The sequence below is a fragment of the Alicyclobacillus tolerans genome (assembly GCF_048984885.1).
Taxonomy (GTDB): Bacteria; Bacillota; Bacilli; order Alicyclobacillales; family Alicyclobacillaceae; genus Alicyclobacillus_I; species Alicyclobacillus_I tolerans.
Genome location: NZ_JBMGNK010000002.1, coordinates 2354457 through 2376948 on the forward strand (window position 1 = coordinate 2354457; position 22492 = coordinate 2376948).

Sequence of the window (22492 nt, forward strand, 5' to 3'; positions counted from 1 at the left end):
CTATGAACGACCGTTCCATGGGCAGGCCAAAGGAGGCCGACAACATGAAACGCCAAACATTTGTGCACGGCGCACTCGTGCTTATGGCAGCTAGTTTGGTGACACGTATTATGGGATTCGTCTATCGAATCTTTCTTACGCGTCTCATTGGTGCATCTGGAATGGGCCTCTTTCAGCTCGTTTTTCCGTTGCTTAATCTGGTCCTTACCTTTGTAACCGCTGGTTTGCCCATAGCCATTTCCAAACTTGTTGCTGAAGCTGTAGCAGCGGGCGATCGCGTTCGGATTTTACGCATCATTCGTGTCAGTTCCTGGGTTATCGGTGTGCTGGCTATTATTTTTACTGCCATCATGTGGTTTGCCAGACACTTCATACTCCATCATTGGCTATCCGACCCACGTGCTTACCCATCTTATTTAGCCATGATTCCTATTGTCAGCATCATTGCTATAGCAACGATCTATCGCGGTTACTTCCAGGGAATTCAAGATATGACTCCTACTGCAGTAGCCTCCATCATTGAACAAACTGTTCGTATTTTAACCATTTGGGGACTGGCTGCTTATTTTATTCGTTTCTCCCTGCCATTTGCTGCTGCAGCAGCCATGATGGGAATGGTATTCGGAGAATTGTCAGGATTGCTCTATCTCATCTTTCAGCAGAAAAAAAGAGCAAGAATCAATCAAATTTTACCAAACGCTCCTGCCAGAAGCAGCGAGACTGTCCGTCAAACACTGCGCTCATTGGCGGCAATTGCCGCTCCTGTCACATTAAGTCGACTCATTTCCTCGGCAATCTTTGCCTTGGAACCTATTTTGGTAACCCGGGCACTCTTGAAAGCAGGCATGACAACACATGCAGCAACCTCAGCATATGGGGAATACAGCGGAATGGCTATTCCACTCTTGTTATTTCCTACCGTATTCACTTGGTCATTGGCAACCAATTTAGTCCCCAATGTCTCCGAAGCTATTGCTGGTTCAAATTTAAGACGAGTTCGCGTGCGCCTTTCACAAAGTTTCTTAGCCACTGCTATTGTTGGTTTTCCGTCTTCTGTCATGCTGGCGTTGTTTGCAACACCGTTATGCGCTTCTATCTATCACCAAGCAGAAGTTGGAAAAATTCTTGCTGTCATGGCACCAGCTGGATTCTTTTTGTATCTACAAGCCCCCTTAACCGGAATTTTACAAGGTCTCGATCACGCTGGAATTGCTATGCGAAACTCGATTATAGGGGGCATTTTACGGCTCGGAATGATCTATTTTCTAGCTCGTCAACCCCATCTCAATATTATGGGTGTTGCATACGCAGTTACCATTTCCATTGTAGTAACCACCATTCTGCATATGATCAGCGTCGGCAGGAGAATTGGTTTTCCAGTGCGACTAGAAAGTTTGCTCAAAACCATTTTCGCTTCGTTGATCATTTACGGATTCTTAGAAATCATCACTAAAAGAACCACAACCGCTGTCGGCGGAAAGCTCTGGCTAGCGATATTTGCTGGATTTTTGCTCTATTTTCTTCTACTTTGCGGCATGCGTGTTGTCACTACCGACAATGTAAAACGTTTGCCAAAAATCGGTCAATTATTAGCTACGATAGTCTCCTGGGTTCCCTTTTCTGTCTAAGGGGACCTGGGAATAAGCAGCATCAATATACCAAGTGCCATCTTGCATAATCTCAGCAAAAAAGACTTCTTCCAATTTCGAAAAACCCCTTTTTTTTAATTCCTGTTTCACCCATGAGGCATCAACACATAAGGTTTGCAAAGACTTGTCCACTATTTGTCCATCCACTACAAGTGGTACAGGTACACCGCCTTCTGCTCCTATAACCTTCAAATCCGCTGGAGTGACTGGTCGAGCATGCGGTTTAGGATAAACGGATAATTCTCCTGAAGTTTCTAGAATGGCAAACTCTACATCCGAAGGGCTAAAATATCCTTTTTGTCGCAGTTGTGTGAGTAAATCGTGCATGGTATACCTTGTTTTTTTCATTTCTTGATCATTAATTTCTCCACGTTTAATTAATATGGCAGGCTCTCCATCAACCCAATGCCGAAACCGATGACTATATAATTGCAAAAAAGCAACAGATATTTGCAAAGCCACCAAAAGGGCAATTGCAAAGAGACTGTGCCATAAAGGAATTTTCCCGTCTTCAATAGGCAATGTGGATGCTTCAGCAATCATCACCGAAACAACAAAATCAAAAACTGAAAGTTGACCAATCTCACGCTTACCCATAATGCGAAGCGCAATCATAACAAAAAAATAAAGAATGACCACTCGTACAATGAGTAACCAAATCGGCATTATCATCACAAAAAACTACCCCCCAGCCTTTAGTATGACCGAGAAAGGGTAAGTTCATGGCAAGACTGAACGATTTTATGGGATCGAATCGATTTTACCTCTCCCCCACCAGAGGAAGATGACTGCTGATGAGCGCAAACTGTCTACCCACTTCGTCAAATAATTCAGTGGACTCATGAAGAGAACTCATATATTGGTAAGCCATACTAATTTTCAATCGAAGAGCCACATTGCCTGCAACATCAAAAGTAGCGTGCGTTAATACATTTTCCAATCGGTTAGCAATTGATTCCATTTCATTCATTTGTGCGTCAGGAACCAATAGAAGAAATTCATCCCCGCCATAACGACAAGCCAATTCCCCGTGGCGGACAGTATCGCGCAACCTTTGAGCAAAATCATAGAGTACCTGATTTCCTGTGGAAAATCCAAACCGAGTATTGACCGAGTTAAAATCTTTAATGTCAATGCAAACTAAGCCCCAGCGGACAATTCCTTGCGCAATCATTTCACTGACACGCATATTGATAAAATGATGTTTATAAAGCCCCGTTAAACCATCGATATTATTCGGATTATCAAATTCAGGAAGATAAATAGCTGAACGATTCCGACCGCGCTTTTTTGCACCCCAGTACATCGCTGAATCCGCTTTGCTCAACAAATCGCGATCGTACGAACTATGTTCCGGATAGGCTGCCAACCCAATGGAAACGGTAATCCCTTGTAATTGAAAATCACCATACTCAACAACAATTCCTGCAACAGCGCGACGAATCTTCTCTATGAGTTCAAAAGCTTCGGCCAAAGGCATAGGTAAAACAAGCGCAAATTCTTCGCCTCCATATCTGGCTACAAGCGCGGATTCTCCAACAATTTCTTCGATTTTCTTTCCTACTTCACGCAGCACAACATCTCCAGCCAAATGACCGTAAGTATCATTAAATTTTTTAAAGAAATCAATATCTAATATAGAAACACATAGAGGAGTTTTTGAACTGACAGCATACGCCATACGTTTTTCGAGTTGTTGATAAAAATATCTGTAGTTATAAAGCCCAGTGGCTTCGTCATGAATTGAGCGCTCATTCAATTCTTGATAGAGGCGAGCGTTCTCCATCAATACCGACACCTGTGCACCGAGAGCCGTAGCATAATCCATTGAACTTTTAAAGGCGAACGTTCTTTTGGAATAAAGAACAATAGCGCCCTGTGCTTTGCCATGACTATGTAAAGGAACCACCAGCATACTTAATAACTGTTGCCCATCATTACCAATCCAGCGAACACGCTGATCTTTACGAGTATCAGGTACATAAACAGGCTGACGGCTATTCAGTACACTCCAAATCAAACCACCAGAACTTTGCGGGATGCCAGTTGAACTTTCCTCCACAGCAATATAATTGTGAAAGCGATGCTCTGGATTTACCGCAATTGGAACCAATACATTCGTCTGCATGTTGAGTTGAAACACAACGACTTCATCTGCGTTACATAATTTTTTGATAACGTGGGCAGTTTCTTTACCGATTTCTGTCAAGTCAAATTCGCTGGTCAAACGTATAGTTGTCTCATGAACCATTTGCATATCTTTTAAAATGCGCAGGGTACGCAGTGTATAAGCTAATACCACGAGAGGGATCAATGCGACAACTGTAAGCCAGCTACCCAGCGGACGGAGAAGCACCATAAAAATAGAAAACGGATACACAAATGCTAAATTTAAGATATCAATGCCAATGATTTTCAAAGCTGAACGAATAGAAAATTTACGAATCGCGCTGCTCAACAAATTGAGCAAAAGATGATTCACCAGAATAAACACAATACCAGCTATGGCCATAGCATACGCAACATGAAGATTTAGCGAACGCGGCGCTTCATTGGTTTGCATGAGGGCATGAAACACTTTCACGAGCGCAAGACTGGAGAGACAATATTGCCCTACATTAAAGACAATCACGTGCCAACTCGATGAACGTCGTTGCACGGCTACAGCAGAAATGAAAAAAGCTACTGCAGGTATCCAGATGGCGTAACTCCCGTTAAAAGCTGCAACCATACCAAGAGGTACAGCCATAATTAACGAAGAGAGAACATCTCCCATTTGTACTGGCCACATCTCCAAAAAAACAGAGAGTACCACAAGTACCAAAAAAGGCAGAGGATCTACCCTAAATAGATTACCGCTCATAAGAATAGCCATCAGAATACCCACTATACCCACTAACCAAGCTAGACTGGAAAATAGCTTGAGTGATTTGTGAATCATGGATGATTCACCTGCTTTCTATCCATCAAATCTTACAACAGAACATTTGACATGTAAGATTGAAAATATATTAGGGATTGACGTTATTGTACTATATATATCCTATGCGTAGTATCAATAGAGAACAGGATTTGTAAAAATTTTTGATATATGCAGTTTTTTAGTTAGTTCATGATGTTGCGTTCAATTAGAGTTTGTAGATGTTTTGTAGATCACTTGTAGATCACTTGTAGAACCGCCTACATCATCCCGTGCATCTCTTTGAAAACTTCCAGCAATACTTTCGCGATATCTGCATGCGCCTGCATCAAATGGTCGACCTGGCGGATAAGTTGCTCATTGTTTGCTTTCGCCTGCTGCATGACATCATGAAGGATTTTCAAGGTTGCATCTTCCTCAGTTTTATTTGCAGCTTTGCTTCCTAAAGGTCGCAACCCTTTTTTGATTCCATCATACACAGCCATTTTTATGATACCCACTTTACCACCCCATCGACTGCCTTATGGCATCTAAAATATCCGATAGATCATGTAAGTTTTCCAAAACATTCGGATCGTCAGGCCGAAACTTGGTTGCCCATTGAGTAATTTTTAAGATTGCTCCAAACATTTTGATTCCACACCTCCGTGCAGTTTCGCAGACACTAAAAGTATGTTTAAGACGGATTGCCTGTAGTGCAATTCACTTTTGAGCGAATCCACTTTAGTCTCTTTAATACGCACCATCTTTCTTTCTTCTTTTGCATACTTCCACAGATCAGCGTTTCTTGTGTCAGGATTTTTCATATTAATTTTTCCGCACTCGATCAACTCTGCCTCGCGAATAGCACAATTCATCTTGGCTTCTTCCCATTCAGTTACCGCTCGATAATACGCGGTTTCGACTTGCTTTACACGGTCGGCAGCTTCCATTAATCGATGTTCAAAGTCAGACACAGGCACACTTCCCTAGCTTTGTTCTTGTGGAGCAGCTACACCTGCCCACAGCATATGCTTAGGTATGTCAGAAAATGCCAGTCCAACGCGTGCGATACCTACTTAATTTTCAAGTGGAGGCTTAGGCATTTGTGCCAAAAATGGCGTCTCAATTTTCCCTCCGGTTCGCCAGATATTGATGGCGTAGTGGCGAGGTATTTTCAGTGCTTCCTCTAGTGTGAAAGGTGATGATTCTTCAGCTAAGCTTTGAAAAGTCCTTTTACTTGGTTGATACAGAGTGTAATGAGGGCCGGCGGCTTTGATAATCTCTGCCAGGTCACGCGGTATCTGTTCCCAAGCGTGAAACATCCACATGAGTCCTAAGCGCCATTTGCGGCTTTCGACCACCATAGAACGCCAGTGCTTAGCACTCGACATATACACATGCGGTTCATCCATGATGAGAAAGGATGGATTGGCATTCGACTCTTTTCGGTTCAGTGTGGCTAACCAAATTTTTGCGACGAGCAAAGCGCATAAAACATCTGTCGCATCTTCCCCTAGTTCGTTTTTCGGAACATCGAGTATGACAGCGTAGCCTCCGTCGATCCATTTGCGCATATCAAGAGAGTTTTTAGAGTCCATGCAAGATTTGAGGTAGTCATCGCCGAGTAAAATATCAAGACGATTCAGCACAGGTTCTAGTACTTTTCCTCGCATGCCCTCTGTCAATTTCACAAACGGCAACCACTCGTCAGCCAAGTCTTCGCGTCCGACTTCGCGCAGTTTTTTCATAATAATCGCCAAGTGATCTTTATCGTTAAAAAGCTTCGTGATGTCGGATAATCTGCTTCCTCCAATACTCGCAACCGTCTTGGCAGCCAACCGAATATAGCGTTTTGTTTCCAAGCCAGGATCCGCGCCTTGCCGATCAAAAAAGGCTAATACTTCTTGCGAAAATTGATTCGCAGCACGTTTACTGTTGCTGATTTCACACCAGTCCAATCCGACTGGTTGTTGCCCGAATTTTATTCGTACAATAGAGTCCTGATATCCATTTTTAGAGCACCATCCCTCTACTTGATCGCCTAATTCTCCTTTCGCCGCATCAATGGCAAAAACGGTGTATCCTTTCTTCACACATTCCACTGCAAAATTAGCACCTGTACCCTTGGTTTTCCCCTGCCCCATACCTCCTATCACGATACGAGGCAGGCAAAGTTCATCATGATCTCTAATCGGGAAATAAACATATTTAGTATCTCCTTTGAATGTCGTGCACCCCATGTAGATACCGGATGGATCAAAAAGTGCCCCCGACAATTGCACCTCACGATGTTCAACCGAATCTAAATATTCTGTGTATTCGTCTTGCAGCTGAGCCGTCGGAAGTTGTATGAATTTGCCTACTTCACCTGCACTGAGCACAGTTTGATCAAGACGCATCAGTGTCGCTGTATTCAGTCTTAGGTGATTGACCTCTTGGATGGAGGAAGCATTCAATCTAGATGCTACAAATCGATTGTCGCCTGACATCCCAGTGTAAGCATTCGCAAAAGCACGCATCAGAACCTTTCGGCGTTCCTTGTTTTTGCATGCAACGTACACCCTGATCCAAGCCTTGAAAGTTGCCTGCGATCTTTTTGAGCGAGTGGTGTCATCGACTTTTTCAATATGGTGTACTTCGGAAACTTTTTGTGGTTTCCGATTTCTTTCTCTGTCTTTTCTTCTTGCTTCTTCGCTGCTATCATCAATCCCTAAGACCACTTCATGAGCTTCGTACAGGACGTTGTTCGCCCATTCCAAGAGTTGCATAGGTTGAAATCTTCCCTTGAAAGTAAAACGCTTGGGGGTTTTGCCGGATTCCCATTCTTGGTAAGCGTGATTGGCGATATCCGACCAAGCCATCCGATCATAAGGCTCAAAGCAACAGGATATCACCGCGCGATCATCTTCGCGAAAGTCATGAATGACACTGAGAACATCGGATATTGGGACGGTATCCTCACTCATTTTATAGGCTAGCGAAAAGATATTGTGCCGTTCGAGTGACAACTGCATTGATTCTGTATGTTCAGAATCCACGGGAAGCCAATTGCCTGCTTCAACAGTCGCATGAGGATAGTATCTTTCTAGTCTGTGCATCATATAGGTCGACATCTCTCCGGAGGGAGCAGCAGCATAAAAACGTATTCCTTGGAGAGACATATCCGTTATCCACCAAAAACGGCACGATTCTTGATATGTGATACCCTTTTTCAGACCAAAGCCGATTCGCTTGTGCCAAATTTCAAACAGATCATGCATGGCGTTGGCGAACGTGTGACCTTGGATATTTCGTACTGTTCGATCCGGTTTGATGCGATATAATGTCATGTCGTTCTTGGAGACGTGGAACAACGTCATTCCACTCACCACCCTTGCCTATAGACGATCCCAGCAATAAGACCGCTGTATAGTGACCATCTCCGAGCCTTTTTAGAACCAAGAATGACAAACAGCATGGAAATTGCACATAAGATGAATGCAACTGGAGCAATGAGGTGCATGATTTCCTCTCCTAGTGCCAAAAAAATATCATGAATCAGATCCAGCACTTGATCCTCTTCGGCGTTTTTTATCTTGTTAGCTGTGAGTTGTCCCCAGTTCCATGCGCTAAAATATTTTTTTGGGTCAACCCAACGGCCGTGATCGTCCATGACGCCAACGTGTAGATGAGGCCCTGTGCTTTGACCTGTATTCCCTGATAGTCCTACCAAGTCCCCCGTATGGATACGCTCTCCAGGATGTACAGTCGCGCGATCTAGGTGACCAAACACGACACGGTATCCGTTTGGTTCGCGTATCCATACACTGTTTCCAAAAGATTTTTTTCCTTCATGCAAAACATGGTCTACCGTTCCGGACACCATGCTGTATACTGGGGTGTCCGTGGGCATTGCCATATCGATGCCGTTGTGTGGCTTGTGATGGGCGTTATCGATACTTCCGAACCAAGCAGTTACATTTTTCCACTGCATTAAACATCACCAAACTTATGTCCGAGACCTTTCACAAACGGAATCACAAATTGCATACCTGCGTAACCAATGATGGCCCATTTCGCCCGATCCAAGGCACTTGCTGGTTTGCGTATGATCATTTCCAGGCCAGCCCAGCATATCATCGTAATGGTTAACGGGAGCGCCTGGTGTTTGATGAGCGGCACAATGTAGTCTGCCCATGACGCATCTTCTGAATATTTAATATTGTTCACTTGATTATCAATGGTTGCAGCTTCGACGACCATTGGGTGTTCAGCGGCCACAAGCGGAGCTATAGCTGCTATCATCACCAGACCTTCTTTAATGGACGATTGGACGAGATAACTTTCAGGACTCATCACTTTGCCGCGCATGAATGCAGTCCAATCTAGCCTTTTGGGTTCTTTCAACTTCCTCCCACCTCCACACACGGTGTATATTTCTCGTTCATTCCGAGAGACTAAGTTAAAACCACTAAAGGAGATGATACTATGCCTCTACTTTTCAACATGATTGCTGGATTGTGCTGTGGTGCTGTCGGTTCTACGATAGGGAGCCATCTCTATCACTTTTTCGGATGATTCTGTAATCGCACGAACGGCTGGCTGTAGTTGACCCGACCTAAAGCGCAACACATTCATTGTCTGACTACCGACGACTCCACAACTGATGCCCCATATACTCATGGGTACAATCGACCAACACATCAGCGATACAACACCGACAGTAATGGTTCCTGCCACGATGCCGCCAACAATCAAGGCGGCTGTTTTAGTTTTCATAAATTCACCTCTATTTCAGAATCAAAACGAGGTTGTTCGTTCCTTTTTGTACTTGCATTACGCTTGGGCTTCTTTACACCACGTATGCGGTGTTGATCCTCTGTTGTGCCAAGGATAGTATCTAGTGCAAGTCTTAGTTCTTGGACGTACATAGTCAACTCTCTATCTTCGGACAGACCATTGACTCTCTCCTCTATTCTTTCAAGCAAGAAATATACAAAACGGTTTTCCAACAAATCCAACCATCTCCCGTCTGTTCAATTCCTTTGGCAGGATTCAGATTTTTCAAGATCACTTTTCTTGCGTTCTAAAATTCTTTGACGCAGCCACTTCTTTACTTCTGTGCTGAATTGGATACGATTCGCCTCCTCGTACAAGTCAGACTCCGTCGCTGTATTGAACCAGACAAACTTCCGCTCACCCGCCATACAATCATCCTTCCTGCGCATCGTAGCGTAACTTAGCGCTGTTGATGGTAAAGCATATGGGCTATTGCCCAAAAATTGCCTGTCCATTGATAAAAAAGTTCAATATAAATTCCTGACAAGCACTGATAGACAACAAAAAAACGAAATATACTTGCAGTAAGGTGGTGGTGGGATGGAAGTGAAAACTAACTTGAAACAGTTTCTGACCGATAGAGGCATCAAGCAGACGTGGCTTGCAGAAAAGGTGGGAATGAAAAATGAGGCCATGAATCGGATTGTAAACGGGAGGTACTATCCTACACTAAGAGTTGCTATCCGAATCGTGAGGGCTTTGCGCGAAGCTGGATTTGCGGAGTTGAACATCGAGGATTTGTGGCCAGTTGATGATGACGATTGAGTAGAAATAGTAGACGGATTCCCTAAACAGCCCCCATCTCGTAGTGAGATGGGAGCATGACAACTCAGGATACCGCTTTTTCGTCTTTCTTCTCCGTACCCTTCAACGCCTGATCCAATTCAGCCGCCGACTTCACAACCGACGAACGGGTTGCATTAATCGCCGTTTGCACAATCTCCAGGGCAGCGTTGGCTTCGCTTGGCGTCACATCTACACCGATAGCCTTCAATCGCGACTGCACGAAACTGAGCAATGAGGCCCGTTGGATATTACTTAAATCTTTTAATTCAACCCCAAAAGCTGCTAATCCCTGTGCTGCATATTGAGCAACTACGGCATTTTTGAGTTTGTCGGTGATGTGATGCAGTTCCAATTTTCCTTTCGCTGCTTCCGAAGCAAACCAAGGTGACTTGAGCAAATCCGCTACAATTTTTTCGCCATCATCAAGGACGGTTTTCAAGGCATGGGGTACATCTTGCGCTAGTTTTGGGTCTTTATGTTCGAGTTTTTTCCATAGAGATGAGATGGTGACAACTGCACCTGCTGCCACACTAATAACGGTTGTCCAATCGGTTCCATTGAATATCATATTTGATACACCCTTTCAATTTTTAGAGAGTTTGAGTAGAGCCATCTGCGTATGTTAAAGTGACGGTTGCCTTTACAGGCTTTTCGTCTACGGGTTTAGGCGGTTGTGCCACAAAATTAACCGCATAGTCAGTTTTGTAGGGTGTGGCGTTGATAAACTCGACTTGGAGGTCGGGCAAAAACTCTTTCAGAACCATCCAAGGGACACACGTATTCCCATTCACCATGTAACCATCGAGGGCATAGTCTTTGCTGTTTAGTTGGATATGCACGGTTTGTAAAGTCATTGGATTCTCTCCTTTCACACAGATTTTTTTCAAGTCATCTAAACTGCCGTTGAAAGCGTCTAGGTCAACATTTCCGCTAATTCCGTCAATCGTACCTGTATCTGTATGTTGCCAGAATGTCCAAGGCTCAATAGACGGCTTGTCTACGCCGTACTCCGCTACCCACAGCAGTGTGCCCTTTGGTAATTGGGTGACGTCTATATGACTTTGGAAAAAATCTGTATCGCTGTAGAGGATAGTGCGTCCATAGTCACTGATGGCTTGTGTAAGCCATTCGCATGCCCATTGTGTTACTTGCTGTTTTGTCAAATTTCCACAGCCTGATTGCTCAACATCCACAATAGGAGGAAATTCAAACCCGCCGTTGGCAAGCACAGTTGCTTTATAGGCAGCGTAAGATTCGGTTGCTGTGTCGTAGATGGGATAAGCAAATTGATATGCGCCTCTGACCACGCCGTTTCGCTTGGCATTTGCGTAATTTGTAGCAAAATTTGCATCCACATTGGTACGTCCAACCTGCGCTCGAATTAGCGCAAAGTCAATGTGCTTAGATACTTGGTTCCAGTCGATGTTACCTTGAAACTGCGAAACGTCTGCACCTTGGAGATAATTCGTGTCAGGCGTTGGTGTTGGATTCGGTTTCGGCGTGGGATTAGGCGACGGTTTCGGAGTAGGCGCAGGTGGAACACTTGCATCGGGTATCAATACATAGAGGGCTTCCGTGTACTGCAAGAAGTATTCATACGGCAACCATGCGCAACCATACAACTCAAACTCGTCTTGAATACCCCAATTTACACCCCATTGGTTCAGTATCAGTAATCGTTGATTGCCAGGGTCATCACCTATGATATTGATTTCATGCCCTCCCGCTGCTGCTTGATTGGCAGGTGGCATAGGGATAATACCATCGGGCGGGAGGTTGAACCAGTTGTCCCAAACAAGCGTTGAGAGTAAAACAGCATTCCCGTTTGCTAAAGCGTCTCGCACATCCAATAAAGGCTGTTGTGAATTTAGTGGAATAGGGATTTCATATACTTCTGAGCGTCGTAGTTTGATGGATGTTATCCAATCTCCAGCAGGTGGTGGTGTTTGAAACGCTTGCACCCAGTTCCCTTGCATCACCTGAGCATTCCACGGGTCATCTTGCATCGGCATTACGCCATCGACACACAAAACTTCTAGAGCATCATTCTCTGTTACACCTTGGTTTTCATCGACATAGTTGGTGATGTTGTGCTTTTGACCGTACAGTTGCTTGCTCATGTACCATTCAGCTAAAGGACTAAAAATTTCCCACGGATACCCTTGTTTCTTCCTCATAGCTGCAAAACATTGCAATGTCGCGAAAGCTGTACATGCTCCTATTTGTCCTTGGTTTTCTATTGAACCGAATTGAGAACGTAAGTTAAATTGTGAAGTTGGCAACGGTTTGCCAGTGTTTTTATAAGTTTGCCATGCCATATTAAGAAGTCACCTCTTTTACATCAGCCAAAACTTTTTCTGCTGTTTCCCCATCCTGCGGAACGGGATTGGCATTTTCTTTCGCAAGCTTCTGGATCAAAAAAACAGGGTACGTGAGCGAATGGATGCCTGTACCACTGTTCCCATCTGCATGATCCACACCTGTATGATGCTCTTGACACAACGGAAGCAAATTCCGAATGTCATCAGGACTAGACATAGGTTTGTTTCGCAAGAGTTTTCCATACCCTAAAGGATCGAATTCCTCACAATAGGCTTTTACTTTTTCCCAGTCCGCGACAGATGCAAGGCTCCACTCTACGGCGTGGTGGTGAATTTGAATATTTCGGTCTGTGCCACATACATAGCAGCGATAGTGACCGTCTTGCTTTAGACGCTCTTTATTCTTTCTAAATTCTTCGGATTCTGTTCTTTGTACATGTTCAGGAGTGATGACCACTTCATGCAGGCTGCGTTTTTGCAAATGTTCCGCTACATCAGTCAAATTGTTCACCGCCTTCAATCAAGGCTTGAACCGCATGCAACAGGGCTGTGTGCTTGGTGTGGAGTTCTTGGTGCATGGCTTTGGTTTCGGCTAGTTCTTCTAGCAGTGCTGTATTGAGATTACGGATAGCTTCAAATTCAGACTTAATCATTTCATGATCCTGTTGAGCACGTTCTTCTGATTTTTTACCCAAAAGGTTTGTCCCGACCATCAAAAGTGGCAAACTCCATAACTGAACGGTATTACTCCAGTAAAGGAGATTGACTTCTTGCTGCGGGAATAGAAGTGGTAAAAAACCATAGATAAAAAACAGATAGGTCATCCACATCGTTCCAAAAATCAATGTCATGCGGAGAGCTATCCAGTCATTGACTCTACGTATGAAGTTCACTTCCAATCATCTCCTTGGCGTTGCCGGAAACAGTGATAGAAATTTTGTTGAATTTAACGACACAGCTTTTGGTCAATTGTATTGTCGAAGAACCTTTCCGCAATCCTTACATTTGAGAACAGGTTCCTCGTCTTCATCTCGAAGGAAGTCAGGCAAAAAGTCGCTGTCTCGAATGACAGTGGTGTTTGCGTGCGGGCAGAGTTCCTGCATCTCTCGAAGGGCTTCTATCTGTGCCACGCTCAGTTCACGCATCCGATCCGTGATCGAGTCATAGACGCATTTTGCTTCCACAAAGGTCTTCATCGGCGATTTCTCCCCTTTTTTTATCACCCCTTGATAAGGGCGTATATTAAGGCTCCCATCGAAACGGCAAGAGAACCTAAACCGATACCGACCAAAAACCAATGAGGGCGGTTTCTTCGTCTATCAATCCGATCATCCTCTGCCTTCTCCGCTACTTCTCTCTTGAAGTTTTCAAGGTCTTTGTCTACACGCGCAATTTCTGTTTCAATGCGAGTCTCTAACTTATTCAAGTCGGCTTTGGTTTCTGTCTCCACACGTACCAATTCTGACTTGTTTTGAGCGATTTGCTCGTCACGAATCCGAAATTTATCTTCTGATTCGCGCCTCGGCAAAAACAACTCTGTCCAATTATCGAGTTTGTTTTCTATGCGAATGTTGCTTTCTTGAAGTTTTTGCAGTGCAGCATGTACACTCTTGATCTCCGTTTCTACCGTGGCAAGCCTTTCTACATCGGACATTCTTCTCATCTGCCCCTCTTGTTCCACGCTAATTGTCACCCATACCACCTACCCCACGCGAAATTGCTTTAGCTCCAACCACAAGTCTTCGGGGCTTGGCGGTGGAAAATCACGCAATTCCTCATACCCTGCACGTTGTAAAAAGTCGGTTGCAAAGATCGAGCAGTAAGGCCATTTCTGATTCGACCATTCGATCAAGGCATCCGGCAGATGTATGAGGTTGTGCGAAACATCCCTTAGCGCTTGATCCACTATACCTAGCCACCCATACGGTGTGCCGACTTTGGACTCAGCCCACATAAGCGCCTGATGGGTCTGGGCGTTTTGACTTAACGGGCGGCAAATGGTGATGACCCCGTAGTCAATCGGTGTTACTGATACGCCTCGTGCCAAAGCCGCTACACATTGATATGAGTCGAGCGCTACGGCGACATGGTAGGCTTCGATACGGTGCAATCCATCTTCAAGACGTTCCCCTGTGATGATGAGATCGTCAATCCAGTCAGGATGGCGATCATAAAAAAGGATGTCGCCTGGCAATGCGTACTCCATGCTTGTCACCACCTTTCTGTGTAATAAAAAAACCACCCGAAGGTGGTTAGGATTCAAAAAACTTATAAAAATCTTCTTTCGAAAGTCCAGTGCTTTTAATTATGTTATTTAAAGTACCCACTTTCAATTCTTTATTTCCGTGTATAGGTATTGAAAAAGGTGGTCCAGAACCATGTTTGAAAACGATATGGTGTGAACCTTCCGTGCGAATATGATTCCAACCATTTTTGCAGAGAGTATTAAAAACTTCCTTGCCTGATAATTGTCTGTATTCTGGCATGATGCCTATACCTCAATTGTTTTAACAATTAACCTATCCTCATATCCTAATTGTTCCCTTGCATCCAAACAGCCTTTAATCGCTTCTTTGATATTCTCTAACGCTTCTTCCTCTGTATCGCCTTCCGAAAAACATCCTGGTATTTCAGGGCATTCCACCGTATATCCATCATCGCATTTGTGAAGGATCACTTGATATTTTTTTGACATATCTTCACCCACATTCTGTTTTTCAACAGTAATATGAGAGGCATTATGTCCGTATTCTTTAAGATTAAATCCTACATCTTGTACTAATTTCCCGGCAAAAATTTCTCTAACTCCATTTTCTCTCTCACCTTGAAGTCGATACAAAAACTCCACTGTTCCTTCCACTCTTACCCAATCATTAGGCTGAAATCCACTATATCGATCTCTTGACTTGTGAGAACTAGTAACTTCTTTCATTTTGTTTCACCATCCAAAAACTTGGATAAAGTTTCAACTAAATTTTTGGCCGCATTAAAAGTAAGTAAAATCGTTGCCTTATGTTCTCTAGTAACGTCTAGAATTTTCTCTCTATCATGTTGATATTCTGGATGAAACTCTCCATTATGAATATTTTGAGTCACTATAAAATTAGGTGGTACATATTCTTCAAAAAAATCCAGTATAATCACATTTTCCGGATTGACGCTGATGTTTGTCGTATTAGCGTATAGACGCATATATTGATTGCTTTTTTCGTTGGTGTAAATAATCTTTTGTAATTCTGACAATCTATACACCTCTCGGTATCCGATTCTTAGGTTTGCCCTTGGACACTTCTCATCAATTCCGTATAAAATTCTTTCATAACAGACTGACTAATTACTGTATTACAATAAGCACCTGGTGGTAAATCGCCACGAGCTTCAATCCAAGGTCTCTCTTGATGGGTCAACCGTTCAAGATACTTCGCATCAAAGTCTCCGTAAATTTCCCAAACCTGATCTAATACATCCAACTGATCTGAACTAAAAATCGCGTTTATATCAGCTGATAAAGACTCTTCATCTATTGGCTCAATATTTCCCCATTTATAATCTGCATACCTAGCATACAAATTTCTATTCACTGGTCCATGTGCCCAAGCCTCAAAATCATCTTCTATCAAAGGGCTATCCAATAACACAAGCGACCACGCTTGTGCATAATAAGCGAGTTTTTGCAATTTCAGATGGGTTAATGATGAACCTTCTGATTGACTTAGCTTCACTCTAAAGTAATTGGCTACATCGTAGATTGAAGGACGCATATAAATCCGCCTCCTTTCACAATATTCATACCGATCTGGATTTTTCATTTTTATTTTACCACAAAAAACTCATATCAACTCCTGGTTGCTTCTGGTTGCGAAAAATAAATGTACTTTTTTCAAGTTGCAAATAATTGCAACGCTTCCATGAAACCTTGTACATTCTCTGCACCACGCTCAAAGTTTTGCAGAAAGGCTCCAAACTGCATTTGAGGAGATGTTGCGACTGACGGATAACCGTTAGACAAGGTTGTCACAAGATTGGCTAGAACATTCGATTTTATGGCAGATACGGATTGTTGTTGATTGGCTGAAAAAGAAATTGGCGTGTAAGTCGTGTTCTGTAAACTTGGCAAAATCACATTAAAAACCGTGTCAAAAAGGATGTTGATGGCTGTAAAAGTATTTGTGAGTAATGCTTCAACCGTTGTTTGGTTGACAGCATAATACTGTTGCAGATACTCGACAGCGACATTAGAAGCGGGTCCGATTGTTGGGATTCCTCCACTCGGTGTGACGACTTGAACAGATACTCCAGACTGATTTCCACCTATATTGGTTGAGGCAGTGATACATCCTGTCGCTGATACGGATACTTGAATGTTTTGATTCTGTACCGATGGATGGATTTGTAAAGTGATACTAGCTTGTCCATTGGAAAGTGTGCTTGTTAAAGTAGAAGTTCCAATGGAAAAAGTCACTTCGGACGGTGGTGTAGATGGTGGATTGTTTAAAGTTGCTGTAATGGTAACTGTTCCATTTGGCGTGGATGGTGTGGATGTGGTTAGGGTGAAATAGGGTTGTAAAACAAATTCGTTGTTTTGGTAGAGATACAAATTTGGCGAATTGAACACTTCTTGTTGTAAAGTATCTAAAGTTTCAAACGGTCCGACCACATTGAATCCTGTTGGGATTAAATTAGGATCAAATTCTTGTGTGGTTTCTCCATCTTTCGTCGTTGTGATCATCGGATTTAGTGTGCTGGAGTGTGTTCCAATCGTTCCTGTCGTGGAATTAAATGTAAACCAATAATACATCTTAACTCACCGCCCATCGGATTGTGTTAGCTGCATCTGTGCTTGCACTAGACCCTACAACTACAAACTGTAAATATCCATTATTGATTTGAAAATAACCATTAGCGTAGTATGAACCATCATACCAAGAACCACTAATATAACCTGTTGTACTAGTGCTGGAAATACCTCCTGAACTGCCTGGATAAGCATAAGAACCGCCTTCGCTTACGCCTCCTGACGATACCCACGCACTGCCTGATGAGGTGGTTATACCCCACGTCGAATTCTCACTTGAACTTGTGCCACTCACAGCTTCAACAAAAAACATCTTTGCTCCGTTCGGTACAGATGCAACGTTGATGACCGTTCCTGCCGATACATTAAAGGTTCCAGAAGCAGGGGACCATATACCTGATGCAGCAGATGAAGGATATGTCCCTCCATTAAGACCGCTTAAAACCAAGTTTCCATATAACCCTTGATTAAAGTCTCCTTCATTAGAATATAAAGAAGGACTAGACCCAACTTCTAATTTCAGTCGTGTGAAAGATATGTTTGCATTAGTTTGTGTATTGGCTGTAGATAAGGCAACGACTACATTTGTTGTTCCACTAGGCGCAACTGCTGTAACAGAACCAAAAGTCCACCATGTTCCAGGTTGAATATTAAATCCTTCCTCGCTTATATACGTACTGCCATTGTAAAATTGGATATTAAATCCAGAAATGTTATTAGAGGTTAAATTTAACACCCATCCAGAGAGAGTTATAGAATTACCTGGATTTATTTGGTATATAGGTTGACTATATAATTGTGAGGCTTGTCCTGAATTGCCGTTGCAGTGAAAATATGGACTATCTTGAACGCCAAAATTACTTCCTGTTCCCCAATCTCCAGAAGCAGCGGGATTACTAACTGTCCAGCCTGTGAGACCAAAATTAGCAGTGCTATTGAATAACAAATTAGCGTTTGTGCTATACGCTGTACGGATAATACCCCCATTGGCAGTTATAGAGCCTTTTACATTCATGTTCCCCGAACCATCATCAAGGGTGTTATTGAATGTAGAAGTTTTATTGGAACCGTCTGCATAGACTACTAAAACATCATCACTTCCCGACCTTACATGCCAAGAATACCCTGATGTTGGCGTTGGATAAACCACATTTAGATTGTGAAGATATTGACCACCAAAACCTTGATAAATAGGACTATTAAACGTTACAGCATTTTCAACCGTCTGCGGATTCGGTGCGCCACTATCAGTTCTTAGATAATTAGATGCAGGTTGACCGCCTAATTCGGTTGCCGATCCGTTGAATTGGGATGCGGTCACTATGCCAGTCTGATTCGTAGCAGGTGGTGTTTGGCTTGTTGTCGCCGTATTTCCTGTATCTTGATAGGAAGTCGCTGTTCCAGATAATTGAACAAGGAAATTGCCATTTTTATACACATTGTAGTATTGAACATCGGCTGTTCCTGCTGTCCACGACAAGTTGATAGGATATGCCGTTGTACCTGTTGTAACAGAAACAGATGCTGATGGATTGGTTTCTGTGCCACTATAGGAAACCGCCGTAATTTCATAGGTGTAGGTTGTGGATGCAGCGATATAAGAGCCTACTGTACCTGATGTAGCGTTTGTTGCTGTCAGTCCTGTTGGCGCAGGAAGTTGATTGACGGTCAGGCTGTTGCCACCGTGAACAGTGGTGGGGCCGTAGAAATCGGCTGTACCGCCGTGCGCTGTAGATAACTGCATGAGGTTGATCATAGGATCGACCCAAGCTGTGCCGTCGGAAACATACGGCATCGAGTCGACAATGCACATGGCTCCTGTTGGTCCGACCGCAGGGAAGGAAGACAAGTTAGGGAATACGATCCCGTTGGAATCGTTCTTGATGTTAAGGTTTCCAATGTTTGCTTGCCAAAAATCAGCGACGGTTCCTGTCGTATTTGTGGTTGGCATGGCAGAGCCAAGGTCAGTATCGGGAATGTTGTCGTTGTAACTGGTGACGGTATTCGCTTGAACGGTGGTCAGGTAGAAAAACTCACTCCCCCCTGCTTTCGTTCGATATATCAAAACATTCACTACGCCAGTCGGTGCTTCCGGTATGTCTATAGTCGCTTGTTGAGCATTGGGGCTGATTGTAGCAGAAGGTTGACCGCCACCTGTATTGCCTTGGATATGTAGAGTTCCTGATCCGGTCGGGCCTTGCCAATATCCTGTTTCCCACGCCAAAGCATACTGGTAATTGCCTGTCAGATTCCCCGAAGCTGTATTGACGGTTACGGTCGGAGCGGAAGGCGGTGATAGTTGCACAAAAGTTTTCCATGTTCCTATGTCATTGTTTCCCGATAATGCATCCACCAATTGATCTAAGTCTGTGGGACTCCCTGTGGTTCCACCGGATACGTCGTATAGCGGCATTCATTCGCCACTCCTTTCTTAAGAGGCTGCATAAGTTAATTGCCACTCTGTTGTTATGGTTTCGGACGAGGATGGTGTAAAGGGCGAACCGAACAGAGTGTGCGCCCAGGGATTATTGCCTGTGTCGCGTAAAAAGGCTTCTGTAATTTGCGTATTGATGACACCAGCTGCCGTTTGAAAGACAAGCGTGGTTGTGCCGAGTTGCGGAGTGTTGGCTTGCGCATAACTGAGGTTGGTCAAACTACCACTAATCAAAGAAAAACACCCCGTATCTGTGATTGCCGGAGTGCCCGAACCATTTCCGTATTCGATTTGTGTGGGCGGCGAAACCGCATTGTATCCTATATTACTCGCTGCACCTGCAACCCATTGAGAAATAGCGCTTAATTGTCCGTTACAGGCTATATTCTTTGTCTCAAAGGAACGCGACTTTCCTGTGTGGATGTCGGTCAAAAACACCCGAACCCTCCCTTGGATTGGCACTTTTTCTATCAATCAAAAACACCACCTTTACCATGAGAATTGGCCCCAAACCATATTCCCCCATGTCCAAACGGAACTATTTGTCACAGCGGACAAGTTGTCGGATAAATTCATCAAGTCCTCTAGCTTGCCTTGCAGAACAATCGTTGCTATCGTTCCTGCTGCTTTGAGCAAATTCACGGCATCCTGAATTTGTGCGGTCGAATACGTGAAACCTTGGGGTGAGGAAGTTGGTAACTCCACTTGTACCGAAAATTGATTTGGACCAGTATCTGTAACAGACGTTGAATAACCTAAGGTAGCTAAAACCTTTTCAATCGCCACGTTGTTCACGTTTGGATGAAACTTGAACTCCGAAATTCTTTGTGCATAAAGGATGTCCGGCTCATCTTCGTAACGTTCCACACCAACAGATGCCCCCCACCAATCGAGGATACGCCCTGTCGAAGCTTTCAAATTCAACTGTGCGACCTGCGATTCCCGAGAACGCTTTCTACTTTCTAACATCCGAGCCATCATACCCACAATAAACCATATAGGATTTTGTGGGATGGTCAATATTACAGGGACATTGGCGATAGATTGACCATCAGGGAATTGGAGCAACTCAGAAATCCCGTTTTGCAGGACTTGCCCGCTCATCCCATTTGGTAACTGATTCACAATACTTTCCACAGACGATCCATGCAGATCGATGCTCACTGCATTTGCTCCAGAGGTTGCATAAAGTGTATCTCCTTCGATAACCAAGGTCCCTGTTCCCGTAACAGATAAACTAGGAACCTCATACGTGGACAAGTCGTAACCAGGAGGGATGTGCGCGAAAAGCCTCTGTACATAAGCATTCACGATGGTATCACCACCTAACTTGTCGCTTGCGTAATATTCAGCGTGCCGAGCGTGTAAATATTTCCTGGTATTTGCGCTGTGTTGGAACTTGGAGGTAAGCTTGCACCAGAAGAAGGCAATGAAGTTATGCTGATTGCCTGTCCGCTTGAAGATGCAACATACCCTAATGTGGTAGACCCTGCACTTATGGACAGGTAGTAGTCGATCCCTGTCGCGCCTGTCGCAAGCGGTATGCTACCTACATCGATTGCCTGCCCGCTAGATATAGAGACTGTACCCGATGCTGTAGCCAATGTTTGTCCGAATGGATTGTTATACGAGTATGCAAGTGTATATGTACCGGACGCAAGGGCTGTACTTCCCGATACTGCGGACAAGGCGGGAATCGTTGTGGGATTTTCCACATATGGAACCGCTGGTAAAGATGTGGAAGGTTCCAAGATTTGAACATCCGCCACACCAGGAGATGCGAGTATTGCATAGGCCAACTGCGTCAAAGAAAAAGCATCTCCGATATCGAGGTTGGAGAAGTATTGATTAACCGCATCTTCGACATTCGTTTGAACCGTCGACAAAGAATATCCGTACTTCGGCAACACGGCCAGCGAAAGATTAACTACACTCTCAGGAGCGTCTACCACTTGTAAGATGGAGCCAGCTGCTTTATAACCCGTATGCTTGACGCCGTTCGTGTCGGTATACCCATTAATAATGTTTTGCGTTTGCTGAAGAAGTGCAGACGACATGGAGCCTACACCGTTGTACACGTAGACAAACCCATTGACCTGCCAAGCACTCGTCGGCACAAAATCCACTTCGAGAGCCTTAACGACTTGTTCTGTGGGGTTGCCTGACGCATCGAGCAGTTGGCTTGTGAGAGCACCCGCCTCGACAGCAAGATAATCTCCGCGATGCAACTGATTGATGGATTGGCTGAGTTCGGCTTGAAGTTCGGATTGCGACTGCGCGTCCCGACCTTGGATCACAGGCTGCGAGGAATTGTTTGTGACAGTCAACCCAGCTACAGGCACAACAAGTTGGGTGATGGAGTCGGCAGGCACATTGGTGATCGTTCCGGTTGAAGTACAAGTTGCGGTCACATTCACGGTTTGACCAGGGTCAATCGTTACAGTTTGTCCGATTTCCCATTGAAGTGTTCCGTTCGGGATCGTGACGGCTGTCCCGCTCGCTAATGTTACACTCGACGTGGCGGTTGATGAGAGTGAAAAGGTTAAAAGATACACAGAGCCAACCGCACCTGCAGGAGATACACCTAACAACTGATAGCCAGCATTCAATACTCCTGCAGCGATCTGTTCTTCGATCTCTTTCTCCATCAAAGCAGATTCTGACGAAAAAGCGTCTACTAAAGATCGCACCAAAGAACCTACATTGAAGTTCGTGACCTGACTCGTCTCAGTACTAATCGTGGCAATCGCATCTGATGCAATTTGCGTGGTTGTTTGTGCCAACTTT

General features: G+C 44.1%; 29 protein-coding genes. 2 read left to right on the forward strand and 27 right to left on the reverse strand.

Features of this window, described 5'->3' with window-relative positions; genetic code table 11:
* The first annotated feature begins 44 nt into the window (after nt 1–44).
* Nucleotides 45–1628, forward strand: a complete 1584-nt coding sequence (gene spoVB / locus ACOJUR_RS11905) for a stage V sporulation protein B (RefSeq protein ID WP_420950078.1) — start codon at nt 45–47, stop codon at nt 1626–1628.
* On the opposite strand, the gene ACOJUR_RS11910 is transcribed toward spoVB, so the two are convergent.
* The 11 genes from ACOJUR_RS11910 to ACOJUR_RS11960 form a co-directional block, all read right to left on the reverse strand.
* A complete protein-coding gene (locus ACOJUR_RS11910) occupies nt 1590–2321 on the reverse strand; it encodes a DUF421 domain-containing protein (RefSeq protein WP_238413723.1) in 732 nt (243 codons plus the stop codon). The two genes, spoVB and ACOJUR_RS11910, sit on opposite strands and share 39 nt — an antisense overlap.
* A gap of 88 nt (nt 2322–2409) precedes the next feature.
* Nucleotides 2410–4590 (reverse strand): sensor domain-containing diguanylate cyclase, encoded by a 2181-nt coding sequence (locus ACOJUR_RS11915; protein WP_420950079.1) that lies wholly within the window; start codon nt 4588–4590, stop codon nt 2410–2412.
* Nucleotides 4591–4829: 239 nt separating this feature from the next.
* Entirely contained in the window at nt 4830–5069 is a 240-nt protein-coding gene (locus ACOJUR_RS11920) for a hypothetical protein (RefSeq protein WP_420950080.1), read from the reverse strand.
* Between the two features lies 1 nt (nt 5070).
* Nucleotides 5071–5199: a hypothetical protein gene (locus ACOJUR_RS11925; protein WP_420950081.1), complete on the reverse strand. Its 129-nt coding sequence runs from the start codon at nt 5197–5199 to the stop codon at nt 5071–5073.
* Nucleotides 5181–5525 carry a hypothetical protein gene (locus tag ACOJUR_RS11930; protein WP_420950082.1) on the reverse strand — a complete coding sequence of 115 codons (345 nt, stop codon included), beginning with the start codon at nt 5523–5525 and terminating at the stop codon, nt 5181–5183. The genes ACOJUR_RS11925 and ACOJUR_RS11930 overlap by 19 nt, the downstream gene beginning before the upstream one ends.
* Before the next feature lie 102 nt (nt 5526–5627).
* The gene (locus ACOJUR_RS11935) at nt 5628–7910 is read right to left on the reverse strand and encodes a type IV secretory system conjugative DNA transfer family protein (RefSeq protein ID WP_420950083.1); all 2283 of its coding nucleotides are present in this window, start codon (nt 7908–7910) and stop codon (nt 5628–5630) included.
* Nucleotides 7911–7915: 5 nt separating this feature from the next.
* Nucleotides 7916–8524: a M23 family metallopeptidase gene (locus ACOJUR_RS11940; protein WP_420950084.1), complete on the reverse strand. Its 609-nt coding sequence runs from the start codon at nt 8522–8524 to the stop codon at nt 7916–7918.
* A complete protein-coding gene (locus ACOJUR_RS11945; protein WP_420950085.1) occupies nt 8524–8937 on the reverse strand; it encodes a hypothetical protein in 414 nt (137 codons plus the stop codon). Before ACOJUR_RS11945 ends, ACOJUR_RS11940 begins: the two co-directional genes overlap by 1 nt.
* A gap of 87 nt (nt 8938–9024) precedes the next feature.
* Nucleotides 9025–9309, reverse strand: coding sequence for a hypothetical protein (locus tag ACOJUR_RS11950; protein WP_420950086.1), 285 nt, complete (start codon nt 9307–9309; stop codon nt 9025–9027).
* Nucleotides 9306–9551, reverse strand: coding sequence for a hypothetical protein (locus tag ACOJUR_RS11955; RefSeq protein WP_420950087.1), 246 nt, complete (start codon nt 9549–9551; stop codon nt 9306–9308). The genes ACOJUR_RS11950 and ACOJUR_RS11955 overlap by 4 nt, the downstream gene beginning before the upstream one ends.
* A gap of 15 nt (nt 9552–9566) precedes the next feature.
* A complete protein-coding gene (locus ACOJUR_RS11960) occupies nt 9567–9824 on the reverse strand; it encodes a hypothetical protein (RefSeq protein ID WP_420950088.1) in 258 nt (85 codons plus the stop codon).
* A gap of 85 nt (nt 9825–9909) precedes the next feature.
* Here ACOJUR_RS11960 and ACOJUR_RS11965 point away from each other — a divergent pair, with 85 nt between their 5' ends.
* Nucleotides 9910–10134, forward strand: coding sequence for a helix-turn-helix transcriptional regulator (locus ACOJUR_RS11965; RefSeq protein ID WP_420950089.1), 225 nt, complete (start codon nt 9910–9912; stop codon nt 10132–10134).
* A gap of 64 nt (nt 10135–10198) precedes the next feature.
* Here ACOJUR_RS11965 and ACOJUR_RS11970 read toward each other — a convergent pair whose 3' ends face one another.
* The 16 genes from ACOJUR_RS11970 to ACOJUR_RS12045 all read right to left on the reverse strand — a co-directional run bounded on the left by ACOJUR_RS11970 (nt 10199) and on the right by ACOJUR_RS12045 (nt 22488).
* Nucleotides 10199–10723, reverse strand: a complete 525-nt coding sequence (locus tag ACOJUR_RS11970) for a hypothetical protein (protein ID WP_420950090.1) — start codon at nt 10721–10723, stop codon at nt 10199–10201.
* Nucleotides 10724–10745: 22 nt separating this feature from the next.
* Nucleotides 10746–12473 (reverse strand): GH25 family lysozyme, encoded by a 1728-nt coding sequence (locus tag ACOJUR_RS11975; RefSeq protein ID WP_420950091.1) that lies wholly within the window; start codon nt 12471–12473, stop codon nt 10746–10748.
* Between the two features lies 1 nt (nt 12474).
* Nucleotides 12475–12978 carry an HNH endonuclease gene (locus tag ACOJUR_RS11980; protein ID WP_420950092.1) on the reverse strand — a complete coding sequence of 168 codons (504 nt, stop codon included), beginning with the start codon at nt 12976–12978 and terminating at the stop codon, nt 12475–12477.
* Complete coding sequence (locus ACOJUR_RS11985; protein ID WP_420950093.1) at nt 12971–13369, reverse strand: hypothetical protein; 399 nt, start codon at nt 13367–13369, stop codon at nt 12971–12973. Before ACOJUR_RS11985 ends, ACOJUR_RS11980 begins: the two co-directional genes overlap by 8 nt.
* 72 nt (nt 13370–13441) lie before the next feature.
* Nucleotides 13442–13672 carry a hypothetical protein gene (locus ACOJUR_RS11990; protein WP_420950094.1) on the reverse strand — a complete coding sequence of 77 codons (231 nt, stop codon included), beginning with the start codon at nt 13670–13672 and terminating at the stop codon, nt 13442–13444.
* A 23-nt stretch (nt 13673–13695) separates the two neighbouring features.
* Nucleotides 13696–14169, reverse strand: a complete 474-nt coding sequence (locus tag ACOJUR_RS11995; RefSeq protein WP_420950095.1) for a hypothetical protein — start codon at nt 14167–14169, stop codon at nt 13696–13698.
* A gap of 9 nt (nt 14170–14178) precedes the next feature.
* Nucleotides 14179–14682, reverse strand: a complete 504-nt coding sequence (locus ACOJUR_RS12000) for a hypothetical protein (RefSeq protein ID WP_420950096.1) — start codon at nt 14680–14682, stop codon at nt 14179–14181.
* Between the two features lie 46 nt (nt 14683–14728).
* Nucleotides 14729–14962, reverse strand: a complete 234-nt coding sequence (locus ACOJUR_RS12005; RefSeq protein ID WP_420950097.1) for a type II toxin-antitoxin system HicA family toxin — start codon at nt 14960–14962, stop codon at nt 14729–14731.
* Between the two features lie 5 nt (nt 14963–14967).
* Complete coding sequence (locus tag ACOJUR_RS12010) at nt 14968–15408, reverse strand: type II toxin-antitoxin system HicB family antitoxin (RefSeq protein WP_420950098.1); 441 nt, start codon at nt 15406–15408, stop codon at nt 14968–14970.
* Entirely contained in the window at nt 15405–15719 is a 315-nt protein-coding gene (locus tag ACOJUR_RS12015) for a hypothetical protein (protein WP_420950099.1), read from the reverse strand. Before ACOJUR_RS12015 ends, ACOJUR_RS12010 begins: the two co-directional genes overlap by 4 nt.
* A gap of 26 nt (nt 15720–15745) precedes the next feature.
* Nucleotides 15746–16237, reverse strand: coding sequence for a Panacea domain-containing protein (locus ACOJUR_RS12020; RefSeq protein ID WP_420950100.1), 492 nt, complete (start codon nt 16235–16237; stop codon nt 15746–15748).
* Between the two features lie 119 nt (nt 16238–16356).
* Nucleotides 16357–17205, reverse strand: coding sequence for a hypothetical protein (locus ACOJUR_RS12025; protein ID WP_420950101.1), 849 nt, complete (start codon nt 17203–17205; stop codon nt 16357–16359).
* Nucleotides 17206–17275: 70 nt separating this feature from the next.
* Nucleotides 17276–19684 carry a hypothetical protein gene (locus tag ACOJUR_RS12030; protein WP_420950102.1) on the reverse strand — a complete coding sequence of 803 codons (2409 nt, stop codon included), beginning with the start codon at nt 19682–19684 and terminating at the stop codon, nt 17276–17278.
* 18 nt (nt 19685–19702) lie between these two features.
* Nucleotides 19703–20143 (reverse strand): hypothetical protein, encoded by a 441-nt coding sequence (locus tag ACOJUR_RS12035; protein WP_420950103.1) that lies wholly within the window; start codon nt 20141–20143, stop codon nt 19703–19705.
* 51 nt (nt 20144–20194) lie between these two features.
* The gene (locus ACOJUR_RS12040; protein ID WP_420950104.1) at nt 20195–21016 is read right to left on the reverse strand and encodes a hypothetical protein; all 822 of its coding nucleotides are present in this window, start codon (nt 21014–21016) and stop codon (nt 20195–20197) included.
* A 14-nt stretch (nt 21017–21030) separates the two neighbouring features.
* A complete protein-coding gene (locus tag ACOJUR_RS12045; protein WP_420950105.1) occupies nt 21031–22488 on the reverse strand; it encodes a baseplate J/gp47 family protein in 1458 nt (485 codons plus the stop codon).
* Nucleotides 22489–22492: the final 4 nt, after the last annotated feature.

What these genes read in the sequence shown, in the direction of transcription:
- ACOJUR_RS11940 (WP_420950084.1), bottom strand. Translation starts at nt 8,524, where the DNA reads ATGCAGTGGAAAAATGTAACTGCTTGGTTCGGAAGTATCGATAACGCC.
- ACOJUR_RS11950 (WP_420950086.1), bottom strand. Translation starts at nt 9,309, where the DNA reads ATGAAAACTAAAACAGCCGCCTTGATTGTTGGCGGCATCGTGGCAGGA.
- ACOJUR_RS11915 (WP_420950079.1), bottom strand. Translation starts at nt 4,590, where the DNA reads ATGATTCACAAATCACTCAAGCTATTTTCCAGTCTAGCTTGGTTAGTG.
- ACOJUR_RS11925 (WP_420950081.1), bottom strand. Translation starts at nt 5,199, where the DNA reads ATGTTTGGAGCAATCTTAAAAATTACTCAATGGGCAACCAAGTTTCGG.
- ACOJUR_RS11990 (WP_420950094.1), bottom strand. Translation starts at nt 13,672, where the DNA reads ATGAAGACCTTTGTGGAAGCAAAATGCGTCTATGACTCGATCACGGAT.
- ACOJUR_RS12030 (WP_420950102.1), bottom strand. Translation starts at nt 19,684, where the DNA reads ATGCCGCTATACGACGTATCCGGTGGAACCACAGGGAGTCCCACAGAC.
- ACOJUR_RS12025 (WP_420950101.1), bottom strand. Translation starts at nt 17,205, where the DNA reads ATGATCACAACGACGAAAGATGGAGAAACCACACAAGAATTTGATCCT.
- spoVB (WP_420950078.1), top strand. Translation starts at nt 45, where the DNA reads ATGAAACGCCAAACATTTGTGCACGGCGCACTCGTGCTTATGGCAGCT.
- ACOJUR_RS11935 (WP_420950083.1), bottom strand. Translation starts at nt 7,910, where the DNA reads ATGACGTTGTTCCACGTCTCCAAGAACGACATGACATTATATCGCATC.
- ACOJUR_RS12020 (WP_420950100.1), bottom strand. Translation starts at nt 16,237, where the DNA reads ATGCGTCCTTCAATCTACGATGTAGCCAATTACTTTAGAGTGAAGCTA.
- ACOJUR_RS11910 (WP_238413723.1), bottom strand. Translation starts at nt 2,321, where the DNA reads ATGATAATGCCGATTTGGTTACTCATTGTACGAGTGGTCATTCTTTAT.
- ACOJUR_RS12005 (WP_420950097.1), bottom strand. Translation starts at nt 14,962, where the DNA reads ATGCCAGAATACAGACAATTATCAGGCAAGGAAGTTTTTAATACTCTC.
- ACOJUR_RS12010 (WP_420950098.1), bottom strand. Translation starts at nt 15,408, where the DNA reads ATGAAAGAAGTTACTAGTTCTCACAAGTCAAGAGATCGATATAGTGGA.
- ACOJUR_RS12000 (WP_420950096.1), bottom strand. Translation starts at nt 14,682, where the DNA reads ATGGAGTACGCATTGCCAGGCGACATCCTTTTTTATGATCGCCATCCT.
- ACOJUR_RS11970 (WP_420950090.1), bottom strand. Translation starts at nt 10,723, where the DNA reads ATGATATTCAATGGAACCGATTGGACAACCGTTATTAGTGTGGCAGCA.
- ACOJUR_RS11965 (WP_420950089.1), top strand. Translation starts at nt 9,910, where the DNA reads ATGGAAGTGAAAACTAACTTGAAACAGTTTCTGACCGATAGAGGCATC.
- ACOJUR_RS11960 (WP_420950088.1), bottom strand. Translation starts at nt 9,824, where the DNA reads ATGGACAGGCAATTTTTGGGCAATAGCCCATATGCTTTACCATCAACA.
- ACOJUR_RS11975 (WP_420950091.1), bottom strand. Translation starts at nt 12,473, where the DNA reads ATGGCATGGCAAACTTATAAAAACACTGGCAAACCGTTGCCAACTTCA.